The sequence below is a fragment of the Bowdeniella massiliensis genome, assembly GCF_023634005.1.
GTDB lineage: Bacteria > Actinomycetota > Actinomycetes > Actinomycetales > Actinomycetaceae > Bowdeniella > Bowdeniella massiliensis.
The window spans coordinates 91,628-118,622 of record NZ_JALIQR010000005.1 but is presented as its reverse complement, the minus strand read 5'-3'; the positions used below and the strand labels follow the sequence as shown (position 1 = coordinate 118,622).

General features: G+C 67.6%; 26 protein-coding genes. 18 read left to right on the top strand and 8 right to left on the bottom strand.

Features of this window, described 5'->3' with window-relative positions; genetic code table 11:
• Positions 1-46 precede the first annotated feature (46 nt).
• The 9 genes from MUN85_RS04755 (at position 47) to MUN85_RS04715 (ending at position 9,055) form a co-directional block, all read left to right on the top strand.
• On the top strand, positions 47-1,732 hold the full coding sequence (locus tag MUN85_RS04755; RefSeq protein ID WP_431603547.1) for a ribonuclease J: 1,686 nt from the start codon (positions 47-49) through the stop codon (positions 1,730-1,732).
• 5 nt (positions 1,733-1,737) lie between these two features.
• Positions 1,738-2,661, top strand: a complete 924-nt coding sequence (locus tag MUN85_RS04750; RefSeq protein WP_250505618.1) for a PfkB family carbohydrate kinase — start codon at positions 1,738-1,740, stop codon at positions 2,659-2,661.
• A 229-nt stretch (positions 2,662-2,890) separates the two neighbouring features.
• Complete coding sequence (locus tag MUN85_RS04745) at positions 2,891-5,446, top strand: DNA translocase FtsK (RefSeq protein WP_250505617.1); 2,556 nt, start codon at positions 2,891-2,893, stop codon at positions 5,444-5,446.
• A complete protein-coding gene (gene pgsA, locus MUN85_RS04740) occupies positions 5,422-6,018 on the top strand; it encodes a CDP-diacylglycerol--glycerol-3-phosphate 3-phosphatidyltransferase (RefSeq protein ID WP_250505616.1) in 597 nt (198 codons plus the stop codon). The genes MUN85_RS04745 and pgsA overlap by 25 nt, the downstream gene beginning before the upstream one ends.
• Positions 6,015-6,524, top strand: a complete 510-nt coding sequence (locus MUN85_RS04735) for a CinA family protein (protein ID WP_092566151.1) — start codon at positions 6,015-6,017, stop codon at positions 6,522-6,524. The genes pgsA and MUN85_RS04735 overlap by 4 nt, the downstream gene beginning before the upstream one ends.
• Positions 6,525-6,529: 5 nt before the next feature.
• Complete coding sequence (locus MUN85_RS04730) at positions 6,530-6,928, top strand: helix-turn-helix domain-containing protein (RefSeq protein ID WP_284500915.1); 399 nt, start codon at positions 6,530-6,532, stop codon at positions 6,926-6,928.
• A 1-nt stretch (position 6,929) separates the two neighbouring features.
• A complete protein-coding gene (locus MUN85_RS04725) occupies positions 6,930-7,172 on the top strand; it encodes a DUF3046 domain-containing protein (RefSeq protein ID WP_250505615.1) in 243 nt (80 codons plus the stop codon).
• 224 nt (positions 7,173-7,396) lie between these two features.
• Complete coding sequence (gene recA, locus MUN85_RS04720) at positions 7,397-8,449, top strand: recombinase RecA (RefSeq protein ID WP_092566147.1); 1,053 nt, start codon at positions 7,397-7,399, stop codon at positions 8,447-8,449.
• A gap of 3 nt (positions 8,450-8,452) precedes the next feature.
• Positions 8,453-9,055 carry a regulatory protein RecX gene (locus MUN85_RS04715; protein WP_250505614.1) on the top strand — a complete coding sequence of 201 codons (603 nt, stop codon included), beginning with the start codon at positions 8,453-8,455 and terminating at the stop codon, positions 9,053-9,055.
• An 80-nt stretch (positions 9,056-9,135) separates the two neighbouring features.
• On the opposite strand, the gene MUN85_RS04710 is transcribed toward MUN85_RS04715, so the two are convergent.
• Positions 9,136-9,330, bottom strand: coding sequence for a hypothetical protein (locus MUN85_RS04710; protein ID WP_250505613.1), 195 nt, complete (start codon positions 9,328-9,330; stop codon positions 9,136-9,138).
• Between MUN85_RS04710 and MUN85_RS04705 the strand changes: the two genes are divergently transcribed.
• The gene (locus MUN85_RS04705) at positions 9,319-9,459 is read left to right on the top strand and encodes a hypothetical protein (protein ID WP_250505612.1); all 141 of its coding nucleotides are present in this window, start codon (positions 9,319-9,321) and stop codon (positions 9,457-9,459) included. The genes MUN85_RS04710 and MUN85_RS04705 overlap by 12 nt on opposite strands.
• Here MUN85_RS04705 and MUN85_RS04700 read toward each other — a convergent pair.
• From MUN85_RS04700 to MUN85_RS04685, 4 genes are all read right to left on the bottom strand, one after another.
• Positions 9,456-10,355: an amino acid ABC transporter permease gene (locus MUN85_RS04700; protein ID WP_250505611.1), complete on the bottom strand. Its 900-nt coding sequence runs from the start codon at positions 10,353-10,355 to the stop codon at positions 9,456-9,458. The two genes, MUN85_RS04705 and MUN85_RS04700, sit on opposite strands and share 4 nt — an antisense overlap.
• Positions 10,352-11,017: an amino acid ABC transporter permease gene (locus tag MUN85_RS04695; protein WP_250505610.1), complete on the bottom strand. Its 666-nt coding sequence runs from the start codon at positions 11,015-11,017 to the stop codon at positions 10,352-10,354. Before MUN85_RS04695 ends, MUN85_RS04700 begins: the two co-directional genes overlap by 4 nt.
• A gap of 74 nt (positions 11,018-11,091) precedes the next feature.
• Positions 11,092-11,940 (bottom strand): glutamate ABC transporter substrate-binding protein, encoded by an 849-nt coding sequence (locus tag MUN85_RS04690; protein ID WP_092564788.1) that lies wholly within the window; start codon positions 11,938-11,940, stop codon positions 11,092-11,094.
• Between the two features lie 12 nt (positions 11,941-11,952).
• Positions 11,953-12,702 (bottom strand): amino acid ABC transporter ATP-binding protein, encoded by a 750-nt coding sequence (locus tag MUN85_RS04685; protein WP_250505609.1) that lies wholly within the window; start codon positions 12,700-12,702, stop codon positions 11,953-11,955.
• 169 nt (positions 12,703-12,871) lie between these two features.
• Between MUN85_RS04685 and MUN85_RS04680 the strand changes: the two genes are divergently transcribed.
• The gene (locus MUN85_RS04680) at positions 12,872-14,572 is read left to right on the top strand and encodes a formate--tetrahydrofolate ligase (RefSeq protein ID WP_431603546.1); all 1,701 of its coding nucleotides are present in this window, start codon (positions 12,872-12,874) and stop codon (positions 14,570-14,572) included.
• Between the two features lie 176 nt (positions 14,573-14,748).
• On the opposite strand, the gene MUN85_RS04675 is transcribed toward MUN85_RS04680, so the two are convergent.
• Positions 14,749-17,064 (bottom strand): S1 domain-containing protein, encoded by a 2,316-nt coding sequence (locus MUN85_RS04675; RefSeq protein ID WP_250505608.1) that lies wholly within the window; start codon positions 17,062-17,064, stop codon positions 14,749-14,751.
• Between the two features lie 91 nt (positions 17,065-17,155).
• On the opposite strand from MUN85_RS04675, the gene miaB reads away from it, so the two are divergent.
• Genes miaB through dapF form a run of 3 tightly spaced genes read left to right on the top strand, consistent with a single transcriptional unit; the run spans position 17,156 to position 20,492 of the window.
• Positions 17,156-18,679, top strand: coding sequence for a tRNA (N6-isopentenyl adenosine(37)-C2)-methylthiotransferase MiaB (miaB, locus tag MUN85_RS04670; RefSeq protein ID WP_250505607.1), 1,524 nt, complete (start codon positions 17,156-17,158; stop codon positions 18,677-18,679).
• A 14-nt stretch (positions 18,680-18,693) separates the two neighbouring features.
• Positions 18,694-19,662, top strand: a complete 969-nt coding sequence (gene miaA, locus MUN85_RS04665; protein WP_250505606.1) for a tRNA (adenosine(37)-N6)-dimethylallyltransferase MiaA — start codon at positions 18,694-18,696, stop codon at positions 19,660-19,662.
• On the top strand, positions 19,653-20,492 hold the full coding sequence (gene dapF, locus MUN85_RS04660) for a diaminopimelate epimerase (protein WP_250505605.1): 840 nt from the start codon (positions 19,653-19,655) through the stop codon (positions 20,490-20,492). Before miaA ends, dapF begins: the two co-directional genes overlap by 10 nt.
• A gap of 10 nt (positions 20,493-20,502) precedes the next feature.
• Here dapF and MUN85_RS04655 read toward each other — a convergent pair whose 3' ends face one another.
• Positions 20,503-21,114: a class I SAM-dependent methyltransferase gene (locus MUN85_RS04655; protein ID WP_250505604.1), complete on the bottom strand. Its 612-nt coding sequence runs from the start codon at positions 21,112-21,114 to the stop codon at positions 20,503-20,505.
• Positions 21,115-21,497: 383 nt separating this feature from the next.
• Between MUN85_RS04655 and hflX the strand changes: the two genes are divergently transcribed.
• Together hflX and MUN85_RS04645 are read left to right on the top strand one after the other, a co-directional pair.
• The gene (hflX, locus tag MUN85_RS04650) at positions 21,498-22,961 is read left to right on the top strand and encodes a GTPase HflX (protein WP_250505603.1); all 1,464 of its coding nucleotides are present in this window, start codon (positions 21,498-21,500) and stop codon (positions 22,959-22,961) included.
• Positions 22,958-24,946 (top strand): ATP-dependent DNA helicase, encoded by a 1,989-nt coding sequence (locus MUN85_RS04645; protein ID WP_250505602.1) that lies wholly within the window; start codon positions 22,958-22,960, stop codon positions 24,944-24,946. The genes hflX and MUN85_RS04645 overlap by 4 nt, the downstream gene beginning before the upstream one ends.
• Here the strand turns inward: MUN85_RS04645 and lexA are convergent.
• Positions 24,943-25,728: a transcriptional repressor LexA gene (lexA, locus tag MUN85_RS04640; protein WP_250505601.1), complete on the bottom strand. Its 786-nt coding sequence runs from the start codon at positions 25,726-25,728 to the stop codon at positions 24,943-24,945. The two genes, MUN85_RS04645 and lexA, sit on opposite strands and share 4 nt — an antisense overlap.
• A 184-nt stretch (positions 25,729-25,912) precedes the next feature.
• Here lexA and MUN85_RS04635 point away from each other — a divergent pair, with 184 nt between their 5' ends.
• Together MUN85_RS04635 and nrdR are read left to right on the top strand one after the other, a co-directional pair.
• On the top strand, positions 25,913-26,473 hold the full coding sequence (locus MUN85_RS04635) for a LysM peptidoglycan-binding domain-containing protein (protein ID WP_250505600.1): 561 nt from the start codon (positions 25,913-25,915) through the stop codon (positions 26,471-26,473).
• Positions 26,474-26,536: 63 nt separating this feature from the next.
• Positions 26,537-26,992 carry a transcriptional regulator NrdR gene (gene nrdR, locus MUN85_RS04630; RefSeq protein WP_250505680.1) on the top strand — a complete coding sequence of 152 codons (456 nt, stop codon included), beginning with the start codon at positions 26,537-26,539 and terminating at the stop codon, positions 26,990-26,992.
• Positions 26,993-26,995 lie beyond the last annotated feature (3 nt).

Here is a 26,995-nt window from a genome sequence, read left to right as displayed (position 1 = left end):
GGGCTGCTGGCCGCTCCGATTGGACAGACCTCGTAGAATTAGCGACGTGACTGCCCTCTTCAGTGAACTTCCTGCCCCGCCCCCGCTAGCCGACGACACCCTGCGGATCGTTCCGCTCGGCGGCCTTGGCGAGGTCGGGCGCAATATGACCGTCTTCGAGATCAACGGCCGCCTGCTCATCGTCGACTGCGGCGTCCTGTTCCCCGAGGATGATCAGCCTGGCGTCGACCTCATCCTGCCGGATTTTTCCTACATCGAAGACCGGCTCGATGACGTGCTCGCTATCGTCCTGACCCACGGCCACGAGGACCACATCGGCGCGGTGCCCTTCCTGCTCAAGCTCAAGCCGGACATTCCGCTCATTGGTTCCTCCCTCACGCTGGCCTTCATCGAGGCCAAGCTAGCCGAACACCGCATTACGCCGCTGACGCTCACCGTCTCCGAGGGCGACATCGAACAGCTCGGGCCCTTCGAGTGCGAGTTCGTCGCCGTCAACCACTCCATTCCCGACGCGCTCGCCGTCATGATCCGCACGAAGGCCGGCAACGTCTTGCACACCGGCGACTTCAAGATGGATCAGCTGCCGCTCGACGGACGCATCACCGATCTGCGCGCGTTCGCACGCTTTGGCGACGAGGGCGTCGACCTATTCATGGTCGACTCCACCAACGCCGAGGTGCCGGGCTTTACCACGCATGAACGCGAAATCGGGCCGGTGATCGACTCGGTGTTTGGTGCGGCGCCCGGCAAGATCGTCGTCGCCTCCTTTGCCTCCCACGTCCACCGCATTCAGCAGGTGCTCAACGCCGCGAAGAATCACGGCCGCAAGGTCGCCTTCGTCGGCCGCTCGATGGTGCGCAACATGGGCATCGCCGAAAAGATGGGCTACCTGAACGTGCCCGAGGGTGTGCTCGTCGAGCTGAACAAGCTCGCGGACCTGCCCGATGACAAGGTGGTGCTCGTCGCGACGGGTTCGCAGGGCGAGCCGATGGCGGCGCTCGCGCGGATGGCGAACCGCAACCACAAGATCGAGATCGGCGTGGGCGATACCGTGCTGTTTGCCTCCTCGCTCATCCCGGGGAACGAAAACTCGGTCTCGCGCGTCATCAACGGGCTCACGCGCCTGGGCGCGAAGGTCATTCACCAGGGGATTGCGCGCGTACACGTCTCCGGGCACGCCTCGGCCGGCGAACTGCTGTACTGCTACAACATCGTCGGGCCGGAAAACGTCATGCCGATTCACGGCGAGATCCGCCACCTCGTGGCCAACGGCAACCTCGCCACCGCGACGGGCGTGCCGCGCGAGAACGTCATCCTGGCCGAAGACGGCGGCGTCGTCGATGTGAAGGACGGCGTCGCGAAACTCGTCGGCGCGGTGCCGTGTGGGCTCGTCTTCGTCGACGGTTCCTCCATCGGCGAGATCACCGAGGCCGAGCTCAAGGACCGCATGATCCTCGCTGAGGAGGGCTTTATCTCCGTGTTCGCCGTCATCGACGTGGCGCGGCGCGAGGTTCTCGCCGGCCCGCGCATTCAAGCCAAGGGCGTGGCCGAGGGTGATGAGGTCTTCACCGCGATCGAACCCAAGGTGCGCGAGGCGCTCGATAAGGCGCTCGCCGAGGGCGTGAACGAGGAGCATGCGCTGCAGCAGGCGATGCGCCGCGTCGTCGGGCAGTTCGCCTCCAAGCGGCTGCGGCGCCGGCCCATGATCATTCCCGCCGTCGTCATGAAGTAGGCACCATGGCTCGATTTATCTCAACCGGCAGCTGCGTTCTCGACCTGCCAATGAACCTGCCGCATTTCCCGACGCGCGGCGGCGACGTGATCGCCAAGAGCGCGGGCGCCGTCGTCGGGGGCGGTTTCAACGTCGTATCCGCCGTCGCCCGCCAGGGGATCGAGACGCTGCTCGCCTCACCGCTTGGCACCGGCGCAAACTCCGCGCAGGTGCGGCTCGCGCTGGAAGCCGAGGGCATCGAGCACGTCGGGGAGACCCTCGTCGGCGATACCGGGCTGTGCCTGACGCTGCGCGAACCCGACGGGGAACGCACCTTTATTACGACGCTCGGCGTGGAGGCTGAGCCCAGCCACGACGAATTCGACTCGATCGACGTGCGCGAAGGCGACGTCGTCTACGTCTCCGGCTACGACCTCGCCTACCCGAGCTCGGCGCCCGTCGTCTCGCGATTTGCCGCCAACCTGCCCGAGGGCGTCCGCCTCATCGTCGACACCGGCCCGATCGTCAACGAGATTGCGCCCGAGCATTTGAATCCGGTGCTCGCGCGCTGCGACCTCATTTCGCTCAACCGCCGCGAGGCCGGACTGGTGGCCGACATGACGGGCGTTTCGGAGCGGTTTGCTGCGATCCGCTCGCTTGTTTCCGAGGAGTGCCAGGCGCTCGTGCGGGCCGGCTCCGAGGGCTGCTGGGTGCAGGTGCGTGCCGGCGCGGTACCGGAGCGCGTCCCCGCATTTTCGTTCACCGTCGTCGACACGACGGGCAGCGGCGATGCGCACACCGGCGTCGTGGCAGCCTCGCTCATGGACGGCCTGGACTTGATCGAGGCGATCCGGCGCGGCAACGTCGCGGCGGGCATGTCCGTGGAGCGGCTAGGCCCGGCGCGCTGCCCGAGCCGCAGCGAGATCGACGATTACCTCGCGGCGCATTAGCAGGGTCCCGGGTGGGGGAGTTGCTCGCCCCTCGTGTGCGGATCCACTCGCGCACCCGCGCGCACATACGCACGCGCGCATCCGCACGCGCCCACCCGCGCGCACGCACACGCGCGCACGCGCACGCGCGCGAGGAAGTCGCGGATACAAACGTGAGGCCGAAAACAACGTCGCCGCCCGGGGTGGCGGCCCGCGGCCAGCGCCCAGTTCACGGTAACGTCTGAATATCATGTCCAAACGCACGTCTGCCTCAGCAGCGAAGAGCGAAGCCCCCACCCGTCGGCGGGATGGCTGGGCCGTCGCCCTCATTGCGCTCGCCATCGTCGTGGCGATCCGCGAATGGTTCAACCTGTCCGGCGCGGCCGGCGCGATCCTGCATCACGCCTCCGCCGGACTCGTCGGCTTGCTCGCCGTGCTGCTGCCTGTCCTGCTCGTCATCATCGCGGTGCGCTTGATCGCGCACCCGGAAAACGTCGCCGCCAATGGCCGCGTCGCGATCGCACTCGCCATTCTCATCTCGTGCATCGCCGGCCTCATCCACATCTTCAAGGGGCGGCCAAACCTGCTGGAGAACTTCGCGGGTGTCGAATCCGCCGGCGGCATCGTCGGCTGGGTATTTGGCGAACCGCTGTCGATCCTGTTCACGCACTACGCGGCGATCCCGATCCTGCTGTTGCTCATTGGCGTGTCGATCATGTCGATTACCGCGACGCCGCTGTCGGCGATCCCGGACTTTTTCCGCAACACGACGATGTACCTGTCGTCCCGCGGCGAGCCCGCAGCGGAGGAGCCCTTCGATGATGCCGACGGGCAGCAGGCGCTAGCCAAGCGTGCCCGCCGCCGGCGCAAGAGCGTTGAGGTCGAGGACAATTACGACGGCGATGAGCCCTTTAGGCAGGCCGCGGAACTCGACGGCGCCGCCAAGCCCGCTAAACCGCGCCGCTCGCGCGGCAAGAAGACCGAGGTCTTTGACGCCCAGGCCGATGACGATGCGACGCGCATCCTTGCCGCGGGCGCTGGGGCCGCTGGTGCCGGCGCCGCAGGGGCAGCAGCCGCTGCCGCCACGGGAGCACCCGCCGGTGACGCGGCAGGCGGCGATGGCGCGGCGACGGAGCTCAGCCCGCCGCCGCTCAACCCGCTACCGGACCGCACCGAGCAGCTGACGCTCGGCTCCGACGTCATGTACGAACTGCCCACCGACGATATGCTCGTCAAGGGGGCGCCGCACAAGGTCCGCTCCGCCGTCAACGACCGCGTCGTCGAACGTCTGACCCGCGTCTTTGAGGAATTCTCCATCGACGCCCAGGTCACGGGCTTCTCGCGCGGGCCGACGGTCACGCGCTACGAGGTCGAGCTCGGCACCGGCACGAAGGTCGACCGCGTCACGCGCATGGCCAAGGACATCGCCTACGCCGTTGCCTCCGCCGACGTCCGCATCCTCTCGCCGATCCCCGGCAAGTCCGCCATCGGCATCGAAATCCCGAACGATGACCGCGAAACCGTCGCGCTCGGCGACGTGCTGCGCTCCTCGGTCGCCCGCCGCTCCACGCATCCGCTCGTCGTCGGCGTTGGAAAGGACGTCGAGGGCGGCTACGTCGTCGCCAACCTCGCCAAGATGCCGCACCTGCTCGTGGCAGGCGCGACCGGCTCGGGTAAGTCCTCCTTCGTCAACTCGATGATCACCTCGATCATGATGCGCGCCACCCCGGAAGAGGTGCGCATGGTCCTCGTCGATCCCAAACGCGTCGAGCTGACGATCTACCAGGGCATCCCACACCTCATCACGCCGATCATCACGAACCCGAAGAAGGCCGCCGAGGCACTCGAATGGGTCGTGCGCGAGATGGACATGCGCTACGACGATCTCGCGCAGTTCGGCTACAAGCACATCGACGAGTTCAACGCGGCGGTGCGCAAGGGCCAGGTCAAACCCCTGTCGGGTTCGGAACGCAAGATCGCGCCCTACCCCTACCTCCTGGTGATCGTCGACGAGCTCGCGGACCTCATGATGGTCGCCGCACGCGATGTGGAGGCCTCGATCCAGCGCATCACGCAGTTGGCGCGCGCCGCCGGCATCCACCTGGTGCTCGCCACTCAGCGGCCCTCGGTCGACGTCGTCACCGGCCTCATCAAGGCCAACGTGCCCTCCCGGCTCGCCTTTGCTACCTCCTCGCTCGCGGACTCCCGCGTCATCCTGGATGCCGCCGGCGCCGAGAAACTCATCGGCCAGGGCGATGCCCTCTTCCACCCGTCGGGCAAAGCCAAGCCGATGCGCGTGCAGGGTGCCTGGGTCACCGAAACCGAAATCCGCCACGTCGTCGATCACGTCAAGAACCAGATGAAGCCGGTCTATCGCGACGATGTGATGGAGACGGCGTCGAAGAAGAAGATCGACGAGGATATTGGCGATGATCTCGAGGATCTGCTCGCCGCGGCGGAGCTCGTCGTCACCTCGAACTTTGGTTCCACCTCGATGCTGCAGCGCAAACTGCGCGTCGGTTTCGCCAAGGCCGGCCGGCTCATGGACCTGCTCGAATCGCGGGACATCGTCGGGCCCTCGGAGGGGTCCAAGGCGCGCGATGTGCTCGTCCCGCCGGAAGAACTGCCGACCGTGCTCGCGATGCTGCGCGGGGAGGAAGTTGCGCCAACCGAGGCGCAGGACGACGATGAAGGAGAGGCATCCGCCGACGAGATGGACACGATGATCCATCCGGCCGACGCCCACCTCGAGGTCGTCGAGGCAGCCGGTGAGGAGGACGCGTGGGATCTAACCGATCGGAGCTAACGGGCAAGGTTCCCGTGCTCAATATTGCCAACGTTCTCACGGTGGTGCGGATCCTGCTCGTGCCCGTTTTTATCTACCTGTTCCTGCGGGGGGATACGACGAGCCAAATCTGGGCGACGATCACCTTCATGATCGCCGCCGCCACCGATCAGCTCGATGGCCATCTCGCGCGCAGCCGCAGCCTCATCACGGACTTCGGTAAGCTCGCGGACCCGATCGCCGATAAGGCACTCGTCATCGCGGCCCTCGCGCTGCTGTCAGCGACGGGACTCGTTCCCTGGTGGGTGACGATCCTCATCGTCGTGCGCGAGCTCGGCATCACCGTCCTACGCTTTTTCATGGTGCGCCGCTCCGTCATGGCCGCCTCACGTGGCGGCAAGGTGAAGACGGTGCTGCAAATGCTCTTCATTACCCTCATGCTGGTGCCGTGGACGGGCCTTGGGCTCGGCGGCTTTGGCCACACGATGGTCACCGTCGCTGAGGTCATCATGTGGGCCGCGCTCGCCGTCACCGTCGTCACGGGCCTCGAATACTGCGTTTCCGCCTGGCGGATCGCTCGCCGCACACCATGAGCAGCGCGCCCGACGATCTGTGCGCCAAGGTCGAATACGTCGCCCAGGTCCTTAAAGGCCGCACCCTGGGCTGCGCCGAGTCGCTGACCGCCGGCCTCATCACCTCTACGCTCGCGACCGTCCCCGGAATCTCCGCTATTTTGCGTGGGGGAGTGGTCTGTTACGCCACCGACATTAAACACTCGCTGCTCGGCGTCGATCAGGAATTGCTGCGCCGCCACGGTCCCGTCCACCCCAAGGTCGCCGCCGAACTAGCTCTGGGAGCCGCCCGCCTGCTGCGCGCCGACTTCGGTCTGGCGACGACGGGAGTTGCCGGCCCCGGCCCGTCCTATGGGAAGGCCGCCGGGACCGTCTACGTCGCTGCCTGCGTTGATCACCACCTGCTGGTGCGCGAACTCGCGATTGAGGGGGACCGCGATCGCGTGCGAACGGTCGCCGCCGGGGCCGCGCTCGATCTCGTATCCACACTCGGGGAACAAACCGGGCCGCCCGTGTGTTATGGATAGTGATGATGAAAAATATGACGCACCCTGGCGCCGGCACCCGACCGGCACAACGCTCCAACCCTCGTGCCATTATGCGGCAGTTGGCGGCCCCGGCCGCTGAGCCGATCGTGCTGCGCGAGGTCATCGGTGCGGTTCTGCGCGAGATCCGTCTCGATCAGGGACGCACCCTGCGGGAGGTCTCCTCTGCAGCGCAGGTCTCCCTCGGTTACCTATCCGAAGTAGAACGCGGTCAGAAGGAAGCCTCCAGTGAACTCCTCGCTTCGATCTGCGACGCGCTCGATTATCGCCTGTCCCATTTCCTAAAGGACGTGGCGCTGCGCGTCAATGCCGCCGAGCAGGCAGCCGCCGTCGTCGTGCCTGACACGATTCCGGCAAACCTCGCTCCGGCGATGCCACGCGCCTAACGTGCGTCGCTCCGAGCTTTTCGAGGCTCTCACCGCAACTTACGGTGAGGCCCTCGGTACTTCGTTGGCCGCCGATCTTGCCCTCGTGCAGTTCGGCGGCCGAAGTATGAATGCAGCCCTCGCCGACGGCATTGATCCAGCCAGGGTGTGGGCCGCGTTTTGTGACGAGATGGAAGCAGACGACGAGGTTCGCTTCTATCACCGCTCGCTCACTCGAGAGCGACGCGCCGGCCGCTCCGGATAAAAATCACGACACGCCCATCCCGGTTGCGCTTCGAACACGTGTTCGCCTTATGCTTGCTGTGGGAATAACCAGGCGAAGAGTTATCCACAACTGGAATCTTCGCCCGCCGCAATGTCACAGGTCGGGCATACGGTGGTCCCAGGTCGCCACCCGGAGAGGGCGGCACCTTCAGAAACGACCTGAAGGATACGTCGGCGGAGAGCCGCCTCGATGGAAGGAACACCATGGCCGCACCCAAGGCTGATCGCAGCAAGGCCCTAGAAGCCGCACTCGCGCAAATCGATAAGAACTTCGGCAAGGGCTCCGTCATGCGCCTCGGCGATGACAACCGTCCGCCCGTTGCCGTCATCCCCACCGGCTCCGTCGCACTCGATGTCGCCCTCGGAATCGGCGGCCTGCCCCGCGGCCGCGTCGTTGAAATCTACGGGCCGGAATCCTCCGGTAAGACGACGGTTGCGCTGCACGCCGTGGCGAGCGCCCAGCGTGCCGGCGGAGTCGCGGCCTTCATCGACGCGGAGCACGCCCTGGATCCGGAATACGCCAAGAAGCTCGGCGTCGATACGGACGCCCTGCTGGTCTCTCAGCCGGATACCGGCGAGCAGGCCCTGGAGATCGCGGACATGCTGATCCGCTCCGGCGCGCTCGACATCATCGTCGTCGACTCCGTCGCCGCGCTCGTGCCAAAGGCCGAAATCGAAGGCGAGATGGGCGATAGCCACGTCGGCCTGCAGGCCCGCCTCATGAGCCAGGCCCTGCGCAAGATCACCGGCGCCCTGTCTGCATCCGGCACCACGGCGATCTTCATTAACCAGCTGCGCGAGAAGATCGGCGTCTTCTTCGGCTCTCCCGAGACCACCACCGGTGGTAAGGCACTGAAGTTCTACTCCTCGGTTCGCCTGGATGTCCGCCGGATTGAGACCTTGAAGGAAGGCAGCGAGCCCGTCGGCAACCGCACCCGCGTCAAGGTCGTGAAGAACAAGATGGCTCCGCCCTTCAAGCAGGCAGAGTTCGACATCCTGTACGGCCAGGGCATCTCCCGCGAGGGTAGCCTCATCGACCTCGGCGTCGATAACGGGATCGTGCGAAAGTCCGGCTCGTGGTTCACCTACGAGGGAGACCAGCTCGGCCAGGGCAAGGAGAATGCTCGCCGCTTCCTGAAGGACAACCCCGAGCTCGCCGCCGAGATTGAGCACAAGATCCTGTCGGCCCTCGGCATCATCGTTGCCGGAACCGAGCAGGCGGAAAACGTCGCCAACGAGGTTCCCGCGGGGCTGTAAGTCATGGCAGAGCCGACCACGAACCCGTGGATTGAGCCAGACGAGGAGCGCGCGCCCGTCCGTCGAGGGCGGGCGCGCTCCCATTGGCAGCGGGAGCCCGAGCGCGAGGGCGAAGACCCGCAGCCGGTCAGCGATGAGCAAGCCGAACAGATCGCGCGCACGATCATCTTGAATCGACTCGATCGCTCCTCCGCATCCCGCTCCCAACTCGCGGAGCTGTGCGCGAAAAAGCTCGTCCCGGACCATATCGCCGACCGCGTGCTGGACCGCTTCGAAGAGGTCGGTCTCATCGACGATGCGGCCTACGCTGCGATGCTCGTGCGAACACGGCACGCAGAGCGCCAACTCGCGGGCAAAGCCCTGCGTGCCGAGCTGATGAAGAAAGGCATTACCGGCGCGGCAGCGTCGGAAGCTCTCGAGCAGGTCGACGAGGATGATGAACTCCAGGCGGCCCGCGAAATCGTCGCCAAACGGATGAGGCAGTCATCCATGCAAAGCGCCCCGCGCGATGTGCAAAAGCGCCGACTCCTTGGAGCACTCGGCCGCAAGGGCCACAGCTCGTCGGTGGCGTATCGCGTCATCGACGAGGCGCTCGGTCGCGACTAAACACCAACAAAGAGAACTTCCCCGGAAACCGTGACGGTCTCCGGGGAAAATCTGTATCTCGGCGTGATCGCGGGCAAGGGCTAGACCGCTAATTCCGTACGCAGCACCCCGTCCCCTGTTTCAATGGGCTTGTGCTGCGCGACGATCTCCTGGAACTGCGGTGTGTTGTCGTAAAGCTCATCGCGAAGCGGATTGCGACGACGTGTCCGAATGACCTTCACCGGGTAGACCGCTACCGCGCTGTTTGTCAGGACACGTCGAGCGTGCTCGGTCACTTCCTGCACTGGCTCGCGACCGACATGCAGGCGGATCCCGTCCGGCTCACCTCGGATCTGCAGTTCATCATGGAAGGCGACGTAAGGCGCGCCCTGCAGAAGATGGCAGCTTCCGCGCCTCGCGGCTAGTCGCCCTCGACGAGCACCGAGGGATCGACGTCTGTCACCATCTCGGCGTTGGCAGCCATCGCGCCCCCGGCGGTGCGGCTCGAGAGTTTGCGCTGCAGCCAGTCGGCCGTGAAACCGAGCAGAGTGTTGACGATGATGAAGATCAGTGCCGCGACGATCAGGGCGGGCAGCAGGTTGGAATACGAGGTTCCGACGAGCTTTGCCTGTCGCAGGAGTTCGGGATAGACGACGATGTAGCCGAGGGCCGTGTCCTTCAGGATGACGACGAGCTGGGAGACCATGGCGGGCATCATCGCCACGAGTGCCTGCGGCAATTCGATATGGCGCAGCAGCTGGCCGTGGCGCAGCCCGATAGCCTTGCCCGCCTCGCGCTGGCCCTTGGGCAGGTTATAGACGCCGGAGCGCACGAGTTCGGCAATGACCGAGCCGTTGTAGAGCGTCAGGCCCAGGACCACGCCGTAAAACGGTGCGTCGGATGAGGAGATCACGCCCGTGCGGTTCGCGAGTTCGGAGAGCATGAAGTAGAAGAAGATCATCATGACGAGCACGGGCACGGCCCGGAAGAACTCGACGATGATGCCACACAGCCAGCGAATGGGCGCGATGGCGGATAGGCGCCCGATGCCAAGCAGCAGGCCCAGAATATTCGACGTGACGATCGCGATGACCGCGGCCTTCAGCGTGGCAAGAAGGCCCGGAATGAGGTACTCGCTCCAGACCTCGGCGGTGAAAAAGGGTTGCCAGGCCGCGGCCGCGAGTTGGCCCTTGTTGACCAGGAAGATGATGATCGCGATGACGATGCCGCCGACGAGCAATGCGCCGAGGGTATTGAGGATCGCGAGGTTGCGGCGGCCGCGGGGGCCGGGAACGTCAAAGAGATTTTGCAGCTGGTTCATCGGGCCACCGCCAGACGCTTGGAGAGCCAGGTGAACAGCAGGCCCATGGGAAAGACGATGGCAACGAAGCCGAGGGCGATGACCATGAAAATGGCAAGTCCCTGGTTGGAGTCGAATTCGATCATCTGCTGCATGACTGTCGAGGCCTGCAGCACGGAGGCGGCGGCCGCGACGGTCGAGTTCTTTGTCAGGGCGATCAAGGTGTTACCAAGGGGCGCGATTGCGCCGCGGAAGGCCTGGGGGAGGATGACGAGGTTCACCGTCTGGGCGAATCCAAGTCCGATCGAGCGGGCTGCCTCTGCCTGGCCGACGGGCACGGTGTTGAAGCCGGAGCGCAGCGACTCGCACACAAAGGCCGCGGTGTAGACGGCCAGGCCAATGACGGCCATCCAAAAGTTATTGCGCTGCAGGTCAGAGGAGACATTGACGCCGAGCTGGCCCCACAGCACGAGCCAGCAGCCCAAGATGATGAGAGTGAGTGGAGTGTTACGTACGAGGTTGACGTAGGCGGTTCCCGCGGCGCGCAGCGCGGCCGAGGGCGAGATCCGCATGACGGCGAGGATCGTGCCAAGGATCAGGGCGCCGATCGCGGAGAAGAAGGTCAACTGAATGTTGACCCAAAACGCCCCGACGACGTCGTAGTTGGCTAACAGTTCACCCATGGGGGCTGCGCTCTTCCTCTCCTTAGATGTGTTCCGGCCGCGGACGCTGGGCCCGCGGCCGGAATCATCGTGACTTAGCTGCAGTTACCGCCGGGCTTCGGCGGGTTCGTCGACTCGTTGGGCTTGTAGTTCTCACCCATGTTCTCCTTCAGGAACTTCTCCCAGGAGCCGTCGTCGATCATCTTGGTGAGGGCCTCGTTGACCTTTTCGCACATGTCGGAGTCCTTCTTGACACCGACGCCGTAGTTTTCTTCCGAAAATGGCGTGCCGGCGAGCTTGAGCTTGCCCTGGTACTGGTCCTGGGCGGCGAAGCCCGCGAGGATGATGTCATCGGTCGTCACGGCATCGATGGTGCCGGAGCCGAGCAGTTCAACACACTCGGAGTAGCCCTGGGCTTCCTGCAGCTGCACGCCCTGGGAGTACTCTTCCTTGATGCGTTCGGCCGGGGTGGAACCCGCGACCGAGCAGAGCTTCTTACCGTCGAGACTGTCGGGGCCCGAGATATCGGAGTTGGATTCCTGCACGAGCAGGCCCTGGCCGGCGACGAAGTAGGGACCTGCGAAGGCGACCTTCTCCTTGCGGTTATCGGTGATGGAGTAGGTGGCGACGATCATGTCGACCTGACCGTTGGCGATCATGTTCTCGCGCTGGGCGGAGACCGATTCCTTCCATTCGATCTGGTCTTCGTTGTAGCCGAGCTCCTTGGCGACGTACTTTGCGACGTCGACATCGAAGCCGGTGTAGTTGGCGCCTTCCTTCAGGCCGAGGCCGGGCTGATCGAACTTGATGCCGATCGTGATCTTGCCCTTGTCGCCGTCGCCGGATGCGTTATCGCCGCCCCCGTTGCCGTCGTTTGACGCACACCCGGCGAGGGCGAGTGCCGCGGCGGCCATCGCCGCCGCAATCTTGGTAGTCGTCCGCATGAGGTGTCTCCTTTAGTGAGTGATGAGCTTGGACAGGAAGTCCTTGGCCCGGTTGGACGTGGGGTTGGTGAAAAAGGTGTCGGGTTCGGCTTCCTCGACGATCTGGCCGTCGGCCATGAACACGACACGGTCGGCGGCTTTGCGAGCAAAGCCCATTTCGTGCGTCACGACGATCATCGTCATGCCGCCCTTGGCAAGGTCCGTCATGACGTCGAGGACCTCGTTGATCATTTCTGGGTCGAGCGCGGAGGTCGGCTCGTCGAAGAGCATGACCTTCGGGTCCATGGCGAGGGCGCGGGCAATGGCGACGCGCTGCTGCTGGCCGCCGGAGAGTTGCGCGGGGTACTTCTCGGCCTGGTTTCCGACCCCGACGCGCTCCAGCAGCTCCATCGCGCGCTTCTTCGCCTCGGGCTTCTTGATGCCGCGCACCTTCATCGGGCCGAGCATGACGTTATCGAGCACGGTGCGGTGGGCGAAGAGGTTAAAAGACTGGAAGACCATCCCGACCTTCGCGCGCAACTGGGCGAGCTGCTTGCCCTCCTTGGGAAGCTCCTGCCCGTCGATCGTGATCGTGCCGGAGTCGATCGTCTCCAACCGGTTGATCGTGCGGCACAGCGTCGACTTGCCGGAGCCCGAAGGACCGATCACAACGACGACCTCGCCGGGATTAATGGCGAGGTTGATGTCCTGTAAAACGTGCAGGTCGCCGAAGTGCTTGTTGACATCGTGCAGGGCGACGAGGGGCATGTCGGAAGAGGCCATGACGGTGAACCTACCGCACTTAAGTGACCTGTGTCATGTCGGCCGGGTCACAGTTTGGCCACAATTGTTGTCGGGCGCAGCCAGCGGCGATGGGGACAGCGGCGGGTGAGACGTTTAAGCTGAGGGTGCGTGCAAGCGCACCGAGAACAACGACGTGAAAGGTTTCCGCGTGACACTGCCATCTGACCTCGAGATTGCCCGGGCCGCTGAACTCCGGCCGCTAACAGAGATTGCCGCAGCTGCCGGGCTCGATCCGGAGGCGATCATTCCCTACGGCCACCACGTCGCGAAAGTCCCGACGGCGGCCGTGACCGAGGAAGCGGCCCGCGAGCGCGCCAAGTACGTCGTCGTGACCGCGGTGACGCCGACGCCGCTCGGGGAGGGCAAGACGACGACGGCCGTGGGGCTGGCACAGGGCTTGCAGCAGATCGGTACGCGCGCGACGCTCGCGCTGCGGCAGCCGTCGATGGGCCCGACGTTCGGGATCAAGGGCGGCGCAGCCGGCGGCGGCTACAGCCAGGTCGTTCCGATGGAAGACCTCAACTTGCACCTGACGGGCGACTTTCACGCCGTGACGGCGGCGCACAACCTGCTCGCCGCGATGATCGACAATCACCTGCACCACGGCAACGAGCTGGGAATCGACCCGCGGGCGATCTCCTGGCCGCGCGTGCTCGACGTCAATGACCGCTCGCTGCGCAACGTCGTCATCGGGCTCGGCGCGCGCGGCGATGGCGTGACGCGCCAATCCTCCTTCGACATCACCTCGGCCTCGGAGGTCATGGTCATCCTCTCGCTCGCCTCCGATCTCACCGATCTGCGCGAGCGGCTCGGGCGCATCGTCATCGGCTACACCTACGACGGCAAGCCCGTCACCGCCGAGGATTTGAAGGCCGCGGGTTCGATGGCCGTCATTTTGCGGCAGGCGATCGACCCGAACCTGCTGCAAACCACCGAAAATACGCCCGTGCTCATCCACGCCGGGCCCTTTGGCAATATCGCGACGGGCAATTCCTCCGTCGTCGCCGACCGGATCGGCATCCACATGGGCGAGGTGCTGCTCACCGAGGCGGGCTTCGGCGCGGACATGGGCGCCGAACGCTTCTTCAACGTCAAGTGCCGCGCCTCGGGCCTCGCGCCCGACGCCGCCGTCCTCGTCGTCACGGTGCGGGCGCTGAAGACCCACTCGGGGCGCTTTTCCGTCGTGCCCGGTAAGCCCTTGCCCGAGGAGATGCTCGCCGAGAACGTCGAGGACGTGCGGGCGGGCGCCGCAAACCTCGTCAAGCACATCGACATCGTGCGCTCCTTCGGGGTTGCCCCCGTCGTCGCGATCAATGTGTTCCCGACCGATCACGATTCGGAGCTCGCCGAGATTGAGGCGATCGCGCGCGAGGCCGGCGCCGAGGTGGCGCGCTCCACGCACGTCGCCGACGGCGGGGCGGGGGCCGTCGAGCTCGCGCGGGCGCTCATGACGGCGCTTAAGACCTTCGAGGTGGACTTTGCGCCGCTGTATCGCGACGATGAACCGCTGGAGACGAAGATCGAGAAGATCGCGACGAGCGTCTACGGGGCCGACGGCGTGGACTTCGCGCCCGCGGCCCGGCGCGAGCTCGCCAAGTTCACCGAGCTCGGCTACGGCGATCTACCGATCGTCATGGCGAAGACGCACCTGAGTCTGTCGGCCGATCCGAAACTGCTCGGCGCGCCGACGGGCTGGCGCCTGCCCGTGCGCCAGGTCCGGCTCGCGGCCGGCGCCGGCTATATCTACGCGATCTGCGGCGATATGCGCACGATGCCGGGCCTGTCCTCGCATCCCGCCGCCGAGCGGATCGACCTCGATTCCGAGGGCAACATTGTGGGACTGAGCTAGGGGCGGGATTGGGCCGCAGATCCCAACGGGCTGCTCATCGCGCACTTTGATCCCGACGCGGGCGAGGCAGACGTCGACTTCCGCCTCGACGGGCAGGACGTGCGGATCGCGCTGCTTGCGCCGTCAGCAGCGGGCGAGCTCGCCGCGCGGACCGACCTGGACGAGGCGGCGATCGCCTAGATCCGCATGTCGTCGTGGGTGACGACGCGCGCGAACTCGTAGACCTCGCCGAGCTTCCAGTAGTGCAGCCGGCGCGCCGAGGGGCTGTTGCGTTCGAGCGCGACGCGGTAGGCCTTGGCACCGTCGGCGCGCTCGCGGTAGGGGTCATCGCCGCCCGGCCCGGTGCGTAGCCGGTGCAGGGCGCGCGAGTCGAGTTCGGCGGCGCGGCCCGTCAGCACGTCGACGATAACGTCGACGAGCTTGGCCTGGTCCAGGCCGTGCAGCTGTTTGACCGTGGGTAGGAAATCGGGCCCGAGCGTGTAATCGGGCAGGGTTTCGCCGCGGCGCTCGCCGGTTGACAGGCGGGTACGCCAGGCGCGAAAGACGGCGAAGCGCACCATCTCTTCGACGCTGACCTCATCGCCGCCCCAGCCCGCGAGGCGTTTGGCCGCGAGCTGGCGTTTGGTTTGGCGCAGGTCCGTGCGCAGGGCGCGGACATCCTTTTCTAGGGCGTCGATGCGCAGCCGGAGCTTGCCGGCGCGCTCGCGCACCGCGACGTTTTGGCGGTCGGCGTCGCGCAGTCGCTGAGTGAGATCGGCGATCCGGGCGGCCGCGCCCGGCGGCATTGCTGCGGGCAGCGGCGCGGTTGGCGCGGCGGGTGCACTGGGGGACGCGATCGCGCTCGGCGTGGGGATCGGTACAGGTGCGGGGGTAGGCCCGGGCGCGGGGCTCGGCGCTGGGCTCGCGGCGCTCGCCTCGCGCTGGCCTTCGTCGTCCCGCCAGGACACGAGCGTGTCCCAGTCGACGCTTTCCTCCTCATCCTCCTCCGGTTCCGGGCCGGTGAGGCTGAGCCAGGGCGGGCCGCCGCGGGTCAGGGCCGGCGGGCGCACCGCCACTTCATCGTCGTCGACGTCATCGAGGCGCAACATGAGCTCGCCGTCCTCATCGCGTCCGACGCGCGCGGCGACGACCTCGTCGAGGGAAAACAGCGAGGTGAGCGCATCGCGCGGATTGGAGGTAACGAGCTCACGCGGGACGACGACCTCCACGCCCGGTAGCAGCGCGAGAGACACGCGCGCGGGACGCACGTCGCGCACGCGCGCGAGAACGACGTCCCCGGGGGAGTAGTCGAGCGTGGGCTTCGTGAGCATGTCGGTGATGTCGAGCCGCCGGCTGGACTCGTCGAGAATGCCGCTCACGCGCTGATCGACGGCGAGCAGCGAGGACAGCGGCGCCTGTGCGAGCGTGAGGTCGGACCAGATCGTGCAGTAGACGCCGTCGCTCAACTCTACGAGCGCGCGAGTCTCGTCCACGAGGCCGCGCACGATGCCGCTGGCGGGGCGGGTCGCGGCGCCGTGGGTGCGCAGTCGCGCGACGCGCATTGCATCGGCAAGCAGCACGTCGGTCGCGGCGGCCTCATCGTCGGGGCCGTAGGAAAACCGCAGCGGCGCGAGGTCGATGCGTTGCATCCATTGCGTGCCCGGCGGGTAGACGCGGGCCGCGCCGCCGTAGACGTTCGTGCCCGGCGGCAGCATGTCCGCGAGCCGCCAGGAGGTGCGATCGGTGGGTAGGAGCGCGATCTCGACGAGCCCCTTGAGGTGGTCCTCAAGTTGCGCGACGTCGATGCTCGGCGCGAGCTGGCCCGTCGGGATAGAGATGACGAGCAGCGGGAAATCGCGCTCGGGGTGCATCAGGCGCGTGGCGAGGCGCTCGGCGGCGCGTTCCCCGACGACGGTGTAGGTGGCGTTCGCGAGTTCGACGCTGCCCGCGGCCGCGGCCGGGCGCGAGTTAAGGATGCGGGCGCGTTCCTCGCGCTCCAGGCGCTTGCGTCGGGCCGCCACCGCGCGAATGTGGTGCGTGAGATCGCGCACGAGATCGCGGCTAGCAATCTCGGGGGTGCGGGCGCCGGTGATCAGGCGCAGCCGCGAGGTGTGCGGCGCGGACGTCCACTTGCTGCCCGTCGGGTAGACGCGACCAGCGCCGCCAAAGACGTGCGTGCCCGCCGGCATATCGGCCTCGAAGGCACGCGAGACATCGCCCGTGACCATGACGACGACGTCGGCCTTGCCTGCCGCGGCTGCCACGAGCGGGCCGGGCGGGATCGCGGGCGTGGTCTCGCCAGGCTTCGTCGTGAGCACGACGATCGGCACGGGCCGGTCCTCGTCGATCAGGTAGTGCGCGAGGTTGCGTGCGAGGCGTTCGTCGTCGATCGTTTGGATCTCGCCGGCATAGGGGCGTTCGGCGGTGGGGGAGAGCGAAAGCGGTGAGACGTCCGGGGAGCGATGAGCGGGTGCGGGCGCCGCGCGCTCCTTCGAGCGTTTGCGCTTTGGCATGGTCTCCTCCTTGGATCGTTAGCCCTCCATTGTGCCAGCGATCACCGCAGCGGGTGCGGCAACGGGCCATAACGCCGTTAGAATCGGGGCGATGACTCCCACGACTTTTTCCGTGCGCACCCTCGGGTGCCAGATGAACGTGCATGACTCCGAGCGCATGGCCGGGCTGCTGGTCGACGCCGGCTACACGCCGGTCGACCTCGTGCCCGATGCCGCGGCGCGCGCGACCGACGCGGGCGATGGCGGCGCCGATATCGTCGTCGTCAATACCTGTTCCGTGCGGGAAAACGCGGCCACCCGCCTGTTTGGCAACCTCGGCCAGCTCGCCGCGGTCAAGCGGGAGCGCCCCGGCATGCAGATCGCCGTCGGCGGCTGCCTCGCCCAGCAAATGCGCGAGGAGATCGTCCACCGCGCGCCGTGGGTCGATGTCGTGTTCGGCACGCACAATATCGACGTGCTGCCGGTACTGCTGGAGCGCGCCCGCCACAATCACGAGGCCGCCGTCGAGATCGAGGAGTCTCTCAAGGTCTTCCCCTCGACGCTGCCCACCAAGCGCGAGAACCCGTACGCCGCCTGGGTCTCCATCTCCGTCGGCTGCAATAACACGTGCACGTTTTGCATCGTGCCCTCCCTGCGCGGCAAGGAGCGTGACCGCCGCCCGGGCGACATCCTCGCCGAGATTCAAGCCGTCGTCGACGCCGGCGCGATCGAGGTCACGCTGCTTGGCCAAAACGTCAACTCCTACGGGGTGGGCTTTGGTGACCGCGGCGCCTTCGCCAAGCTGCTGCGCGCCTGCGGCCAGATCGAGGGCCTGCAGCGGGTGCGCTTCACCTCGCCGCATCCGGCGGCATTTTCCGACGACGTGATCGACGCGATGGCCGAGACACCGAACGTCATGCCGAGCCTGCACATGCCGCTGCAGTCCGGCTCCGATGCCGTGCTGCGCCAAATGCGGCGCAGTTACCGGTCGAAAAAGTTCCTCGGGATCCTTGAGCGGGTGCGCGACAAGATGCCGGATGCGGCCATCACGACGGACATCATCGTGGGCTTCCCAGGCGAGACCGAGGAGGATTTCGCGCAGACGCTCGCCGTCGTCGAAGCCTCCCGGTTTGCCTCGGCCTACACCTTCCAGTACTCGCCGCGCCCCGGCACGCCCGCGGCCGACCGCACCGACCAGGTGCCCGCCGACGTCGTGACCGAGCGCTACCAGCGGCTCATCGCGCTACAGGATCGGATTTCGACGGAGGAAAACGAGGCGCTGCAGGGCAGCGTCGTCGAGGTCCTCGTCGCCGATGGCTCCGGCCGCAAGGACGAGGCGAGCGAGCGGATCTCGGGGCGCGCCCGCGATAACCGGCTCGTACACGTCGCGCTGCCGCCGGAGCTGGCCGGGCCCGTGCCGCGTCCGGGCGATATCGTGCGCGCCCGCGTCACCCACGGCGCGCCGCACTACCTCGTCGCCGATTCCGCGTTTGCCGGCGGGCTGTTCGAGGTCGAACCTACCCGGGCGGGCGATACCTGGCAGGCCGCGCAGGCCGCCGCGCGCGAGGCCCGCGAGGCGAGCGAGCACCCCACCACCGCCGTCGGACTGGGGATGCCGAGCCTACGCCGGCCCTAGGGGGGCACGCAATCATGACCATCATCGCGATCGTCGGTGCGACGGCCACGGGCAAGACCGCGGCGAGCCTCGCGCTCGTGCGCGCGATCCGCGCTGGAGCAGCGCCGCGCTACCGCGACGCCGAGATCATCAACGCCGACGCGATGCAGCTCTACCGCGGGATGGACATCGGCACGGCCAAGGTCGAACCCGAGATGCGCGCGGAGGTGCGCCACCACCAGCTCGACGTGCTCGACGTGCGCGAGGAGGCCTCCGTCGCCGCCTACCAACGCCACGCCCGCGCCGATATCGCCGCGATCCGCTCCCGCGGCCACCTGCCGATCGTCGTCGGGGGCTCCGGGCTGTACGTGCGCGCGCTGCTCGATGAGATCGATTTTCCCGGCACCGACGCGGCGATCCGAGCGCGCCTGGAGGCCGAAGCCGAGCGTGAGGGGCCCGCGGCATTGCATGCGCGGCTGGCGGCGGTCGATCCGGTCTCTGCCGAGCGGCTGCACCCCGCCAATGTGCGCCGCGTCGTGCGGGCGCTGGAGGTCTTCGAGGTCACGGGCCGGCCGTTTTCCGCGACGATGCCGCGCCGCCGCTACGTCGCGCCCACCCACCAGTTCGGGTGCGCGCTTGCGGCGGATGCCCTTGCCGCGCGCATCGCCGCGCGCACCGAGGCCATGTGGCGCGCGGGCCTCGCGCAGGAAACCGAGCAGCTCATGGCCGCCGGGTGGGGACGCACCGCCGCCAAGGCGACGGGCTATGCGCAGACGGCAGCCTACCTGCGCGGCGAGCTCAGCGCCGAACAGGCCCGCGAGGCGATTACGCTCGCCACCCGCCAGCTGGCGAAAAAGCAATCCACCTGGTTCCGCGCCGATCCCCGCATCACCTGGCTCGAGATGAACGGCGCTGCTGGCACGAGCGGTCCGGCAGGCGCAAGCAGCGCTGCCGGTGCGAGCGAGGGCTTCGATCTCGCCCCTATGCTTGAAGCATGCAGCTAACCAAAGCGCACGCCACCGCGAACGACTTCCTCCTGTACGCCGACCTCGCCGGTGTTAGCGAGCCGCTCACCGACGCCGAGGTTCGGCGCCTGTGCGACCGCCGCCTCGGCATCGGCGCCGACGGCCTCATCCGCATCGCACCCGCGCGCGAGGGCGACTTTTTTATGGATTACCGCAACGCCGACGGCAGCTACGCGGAGATGTGCGGCAACGGCATCCGCGCGATGGCGGCATACCTGCGTGAGCGCGGCCTGCACGAATTTTCGGCGCCCGCCCGGATCGAAACTCGCGGTGGCATCGTTACCGTCGACGCGGTTGCCGGGGGTTTTCGCGTCGCCATGGGCCGGGCCATCATGCCCGCCCGCGACATCGCCGAGCGCGACGGGTTCGACGTCGCCGTCACCATCGCCGGCATCGCGGGCCAGCGCCCCGGCCTATCGGTTGCGCTACCAAACCCGCACGTCGTCGTCGCGCTACCCGACGCCGCCGATCTTGCCGCCCTGCCGTGGCTGTCCGAGGCCGACGTGCAAATCGATCCGGCTCCGCGCGCCGGCACCAACGTCGAGCTCGTCGTGCCGGGTGGCGAAACCTCCGACGGGCAGGGCGTCATCGATATGCGCGTGATCGAACGCGGGGTGGGTGAGACGCGCTCGTGCGGCACGGGCGCGTGCGCCGCCGCCTTCGCCGTGCGCCACTGGGCCGGTGCGGGCGCGCCTGCGATCTGGCAGGTGCGCGTGCCCGGCGGCACCCTCGTCGTCGAGATCGACGGCGAGGACGTCTACCTCACGGGGCCGGCCGAACTCGTCGCCGACGTCACCCTGTTGAGCTAGCGCCGCGCCGTCACCCTGCTGAGCTAGCGCCGCGCGTCACGCGCAGGATTCGAAAGCCCTTGCGACTCGCGAGTTTCTCGCACGCGAGGCCGAGCTCCGCGCCGATCCAGGCCGCGAGGGAATCCGCGCCGAGGTTTTTAGAGACGACGAGCTCCGCGACGCCATCTTCGCTAAGGCGCGGCAGCCACGCCGCCAGCAGCTCATGCAGCGCCTGCTTGCCGATGCGAATCGGCGGATTGGAGCGGATCACGTCGATGTCCGCGAGCGAGGCAGCCTCCTCCGGCGTCATTGCCTCGAGATTCGTTGTGCCGAGGTGCTGGGCGTTTTCGCGCGTGAGCTCAAGTGCCCGCTCGTTGACATCGACGGCGACGACGCGCGCCTGCGGCCGCCGCAGCGCCATGTCGAGCGCGATCGGCCCCCAGCCGCAACCGACGTCGATGAAAAGCCCGCGCTCGGGCAGCTCGGTTGCGGCGCGCAGCAGCTGACGCGTGCCGAGGTCGACGTGCCCGGGGGAGAAGACGCCGGCCGCGGTGACGACGTCGACGTCTCTGTCGGCGAGCTCCACGCGGATGGGCGTGCGCTTGGCGTCCGAATCGGGGGAGGAGGAAAAGTAGTGGGCCACGCACCTATCGTAGCGACGCCGCTCGCTCGCCCGCCCGACTACGCTCGCCTCCCCATCCGCACCTGCCCTGGTGCGAACGTCGCCGCGCCCCCCCGCGCGCCCGCGCACCCGCGCGCATAAGGAAAGAGCACCCGTCCTACGCCCGCGCGCGTAAGGAAACCTCTCCGGTGAGGGTGAGTGCGTGGACGCGGCAGGCCCTACGCATGAGCGCATAAGGAAACCTCGCCGGTCCCTCGCGCGCCCACCCGCGCGCGTAAGGAAACCGGCCCGCCCTACGCCGATTGCAAAAACAAGGCGACCGCTCGCCGCTTTCGTGACAAGCTGGGGGGAGCCGATTCGCCCCGCGCACTCGGCACACAACCCCTAGTTACCGAAAGGACGATATGACCCGCGAAAACGATCGCACCGAGGACGTGGTCGCCCGCGTTCTCGCCCGCGCCGCGGCGGCGCTGCAAACCGAGGACACCGATGAGGCGGAAGCCACCGGTGACACCTTGGAGCAGGCCGAACGCTCCGCGCTGCGACGCGTCGCGGGCCTGTCCACCGAACTCGATGACGTCACCGAGGTCGAATACCGCCAGTTGCGCCTGGAGCGCGTCGTCCTCGTCGGCATTTTCGACGGGGCCGCCGCCGACGCGGAGGTCTCCCTGCAGGAGCTCGCCGCGCTCGCCGAGACCGCCGGCTCCACCGTGCTCGACGGCTTGCTGCAGCGCCGCGCGAACCCGGACCCGGCAACGTTCCTCGGGTCGGGCAAAGCCAAGGAGCTCGCGCGCCTCGTCGCTGATCTCGGCGCCGATACCGTCATCGTCGATACCGAGCTTGCCCCCTCCCAGCGCCGCGGGCTGGAGGATGTCGTCGGCGTCAAGGTCGTGGACCGCACCGCGCTCATCCTCGACATTTTCGCCCAGCATGCCAAGTCAAAAGAGGGCAAGGCGCAAGTCGAGCTCGCCCAGCTGGAGTACCTGTTGCCACGCCTGCGCGGCTGGGGTGAATCGATGTCACGCCAGGCGGGCGGTCGCGCCGCCTCCGGTGAGGGCATCGGCTCGCGCGGCCCGGGCGAGACGAAGATCGAACTCGATCGTCGCCGCATCCGCACCCGCATGGCCAAGCTGCGGCGCGATATCGCGAATATGGCGCCGGCCCGCGAGACGAAGCGCGCCTCGCGCCGCCGCGGCCACGTGCCCTCCGTCGCGATCGCGGGCTATACGAACGCCGGCAAGTCCGCGCTGCTCAACCGCCTGACGGGCGCGGGCGTGCTCGTGCAAAACCAGCTGTTCGCCACCCTGGATCCGACGGTCCGCCGCGCCGAGACCCCCGACGGGCGCACCTACACGATCGCCGATACCGTCGGCTTCGTGCGCAACCTGCCGCACCAGCTTGTGGAGGCCTTCCGCTCCACGCTGGAGGAGGTCGGCCAGGCCGATCTCATCGTCCATGTCCTCGACGCCGCCCACCCCGACCCGCTCGCCCAGGTCGCGGCCGTCAATGACGTGCTGCACGATATCGAGGGCGCGCGTGACCTGCCAACGATCATCGTCGGGAACAAATCGGACCTCATCGATGAGACGACGAAGCTCACGCTGCGCTCGACGTTCCCGGGCATCGTGCTCACCTCAGCGCGCACCGGCGCCGGCATCGACGAACTCATCGCCCGCATCGCGGAGGCGCTGCCGTATCCGGATGTCGACGTCGACGTGACGATTCCCTACACGCGCGGGGATCTCGTCTCGCACATGCACGCCGAGGGGGACATCGACTCGCTCGAGCACACCGAGGCGGGCACGCACATCGTGGGCCGCGCCCACCCGGATCTCGCCAGCGAATTGGCCGCCGCCGATCAGTCATGACGGGGCAGGAACCCGCCGAGCTCACGGAGCGCGCGCTGTCGGCCGCCGTCGCGGACCTTGGTGGCGAGCCCCGACCCGGCCAGTCGGCCATGGCGAAGCGCGTGATCGAGACGCTCAGCGAGGGCCACCTCGCGCTCATCCAAGCGGGCACCGGCACCGGTAAGTCGCTCGGTTACCTCGTGCCCGCGATGACGGCGCTCGCCACCGGCGAGGCCAACCGCGTCGTCGTCGCCACCGCCACCCTCGCGCTGCAGCGCCAAATCCTCATCAAGGACGCGCCGCTCGCCGCCGAGGCGGTGCGCGCCACCACGGGCAGCGCCATCACCGTCGCCGTCCAAAAGGGCTGGCACCACTACGTGTGTTTGCACAAGCTGAACGGCGGCTATCCCGACGAGGGCGAGACGCTGTTCACCGAGGACGATACCGCCGCCGCGGCCGGCACCCTCGGCGATCAGATCCTGCGGCTGCGCGAATTCGCCAAGGAGAGCGAAACCGGCGACCGCGACGACGTCACGCCCGGCGTGCACGATCGTGCCTGGCGCCAGGTCTCGGTCTCCCGCCAAGAGTGCCTCGGCTCGCGCTGCGAACTGTTCGAGGAGTGCTTCGCCGTGCGTGCCCGCGCCCGCGCAGCCGAGGCCGATCTCGTCGTCACTAACCACACGCTGCTCGGCATTCAGGCCGCCTCCGAGGTGCCCGTCCTGCCGGATTTCGACGCGCTCATCGTCGACGAAGCTCACGATCTCGTCTCGCGCGTCACCCAGGCGGGCACGCTGCAGATCTCGGGCGCGATGCTCGCGCGGCTGCACCGCACTGCCGCCCGCGAATTCCCCACGACGCACCTCGATGACGCCGTCGCGGCGGTAGAAGAGGCAATTGAGGAGGCGCCCGCCGGCCGGCTGCGCGCCCTTAGCCCCGCGCTGCACGACGCCTTCCTGCTGCTCGGCTCCGCCGCCTCCGAGGCCGCCGAAGCGGGCCGGAGCGATTCGGCCGCCCCCGGCGCGCGCCGCACCGCCGATCCCGAGGCCTCCGGCGCCCGCGCCCAAGCCAAGGCCGCGCTGCTTGAGCTGTCGGAGATGGCGGTGCGCGTGTTGTCCGAGGGCATCACCTCGGGCGCAGACGTCGCCTGGATCGATCGCGGTCGCGATGGCAGCGAGGCGCCGCGGCTGAACATCTCGCCCCTGGACGTCGCGCCGCTCATCGCGAACGAGCTGCTGGCCGAACGCGGCGCCGTGCTCACGTCCGCGACGCTGAGCCTCGGCGGCTCCTTCGCCGCCGCGAAGGCCGAAGTCGGGGCGCACCTGCTGGCGAACCATACCGTCACCGATCTGGACGTCGGCTCGCCGTTTAACTACGCCAAGCAGGGCATCATCTACATCGCGACGCACGTGCCGCGCCCGGACCGGGACGGCATCAGCGAAGAGGCCCTGGACGTCATGGCCGAACTCGTCGAGGCCTCCGGCGGTGGTACTCTCGGCCTGTTTTCCTCGCGTCGCGGCGCCGAACGCGCCGCCGAACGGCTGCGCGTGAGCATCGATACGCCCGTCTACGTCCAGGGCGAAGGGCAGCTCTCCCAGCTCGTCGATGATTTCCTCGCCGACGAATCCGCGAGCCTGCTCGGCACCCTCAGCCTGTGGCAGGGCGTCGACGCGCCGGGTACCACCTGCCGCCTCGTCGTCATCGATCGGATCCCGTTCCCGCGGCCCGACGATCCCATGATCGAAGCGCGTAACGAGCTGGCGACCTCGCGCCGCCAAAATGCGTTCATGACGGTCTCGGCGACGCATGCCGCGCTCATGCTGGCCCAGGGCTCGGGCCGCCTCATCCGCACGCACAGTGATCGCGGCGTCGTCGCGGTGCTCGATCCGAGGCTGAAGATCGCTCGCTACGGGGGCTTTCTCGCGGCCTCGATGCCGCAGATGTGGCCGACGAGCGACACCCGCCTGGCGAAAAACGCCCTCGCGCGCCTGCGCGAGCAATCCGGCTAGAGCGCCCGCAGTACCGAGACGACCTTGCCAAGGATCCGCGCATCGTCGCCCCAAATCGGGGTGTAGGCGGAGTTGGCGGGCATCAGCCACTGGTGGCCGTCCTTGCGTCGCAGCGTCTTGACCGTCGCCTCGCCGTCGATCATCGCCGCCACGATCTGGCCGTTGTCGGCGTCATCCTGCTGCCGCACGACGACCCAGTCGCCGTCGCAGATCGCGGCGTCGATCATCGAATCGCCCTGGACCTGCAGCATAAAAAGTTCGCCTGAGCCGACGAGCTGGGTCGGCAGCGTGAAGACGTCTTCGATCATTTGCTCGGCGAGGATGGGCCCGCCCGCAGCGATTCGCCCGACGAGCGGCACCGGCGTCGTATCAATTGCCGCCTCGCCCAGAAAGTCGATCGCCGCCTGCTGGGCGCGATGCTGCGCCGCGGGCCGCCCCCCTCCTCGCCCCGCCTGCCGCGCGGCCGAGATCTCGTCCGGGCCGCCCGGCTCATCATCGGCCCCGGGCCCGCCGCCCGCTCCCGGAGTGCCGAGCGCCGCATGCGCCTTGTCGTCGATGACGATCGCGCGCGGGGATTTCGGATCCCGCCGGATATAGCCCTTGGTCTCCAGCGCCTCGAGCTGATGCTTGACCGACGAGGGCGATGCTAGGCCCACCGCCGAGGCGATCTCGCGCATCGTGGGGGAGTAGCCCCGCTCGCTCACCGAAGAGGCGATCGTCGCCAGAATTTGCCACTGGCGCTCGGTCAGATCCGCCGGCGCGGTTGTCATCGTTGCGGCCATGTTCGAATCCTTTCCCGGCGAGATCACCTGCGTGTCCTACCTTCGCGGTTAACTGCTTTCAGCGTAGAGGCGCGGTGGGCGAAACTCAAACATTCGTTCGAGCGTGTCTCGACATTGGCCGCACACTCGTTCTACAATGAGAACAGATGTTCGACGAACACCTGTTCGTGAAAGGAATGCTGACATGACTGCTCTTCCCCTCGCAGCGCTTCCCGAATTAGCTCCGACGCGTGGCCTGCGCCTCGTGGGCGGCAAAGATGTGGAGGCGGCTCGTCCAGCGACGCTGCCCTTCCGCTCGCTGCCGGCCGCGGCTCCCGCGCGCCCACTGCCCCTCACCATGCCCCAAGGGGCGCCCGCCGCCGCTTCCGCCGCCGCACCTGCCGCAGCCCCCGCAGCACCGGCATCGGCTGCCACCGCAACGTCCGCCGCCGCACGCGCCGCCACCTCGGCCCGCACCACCGGCCTGCCCGCCAAGCTCGTGAAGGCGGCCCTCGGCTGGACGCTCGCCGCCGCGCTCACGATCGGCGTCGCGGGCGGTATCGCCTCGGCCCTCAACCCGCCCGTCACCTCCTCGGGCGTGACCGTGACCGTCACGGCCGGCCAGTCCCTGTGGTCGATCGCCGCAGCCCACACTGAAAACGCCGCCGCCACGCGCGATTACGTCGCGGCCATCATCGCGCTGAACGGCCTTGACTCCGCGACGATCGAGGCCGGTCAGGCCCTCACCCTTCCGAAGTTGCCTTAACTCGCGCTTGGCTCTAGCGTGTCAGCACACACTATTGTGCGCACTGCCCGGAGGATGCCCGCGATGATCTGCCCGTTTTGCCGCCACGAGGATTCCAAAGTCGTGGACTCCCGCACGGCCGACGATGGCTCCTCCATTCGGCGCCGCCGCGAATGCCTGTCGTGCAAGCGGCGTTTCACCACGATGGAAACGACGAGCCTTTCCGTCATCAAACGCTCGGGCGTGACCGAACCCTTCTCACGCGACAAGGTCATGTCGGGCGTGCGCAAGGCTTGCCAGGGCCGCCCCGTCACCAATGACCAGCTCGCCCTGCTGGCAGAAAAAGTCGAAGACGACGTGCGCGCCCTCGGCAATGCCGTCGTTCCCGCGGGCGAGGTCGGCCGCGCCATCCTCACCCCGCTGCGGGCACTGGACGAAGTCGCCTACCTGCGTTTCGCCTCCGTCTACTCCGGCTTCAACTCGCTCGAGGACTTCGAAACCGCGATCGCAGAGCTGCGCGCCGAACGCGACGACGCCTGAGCA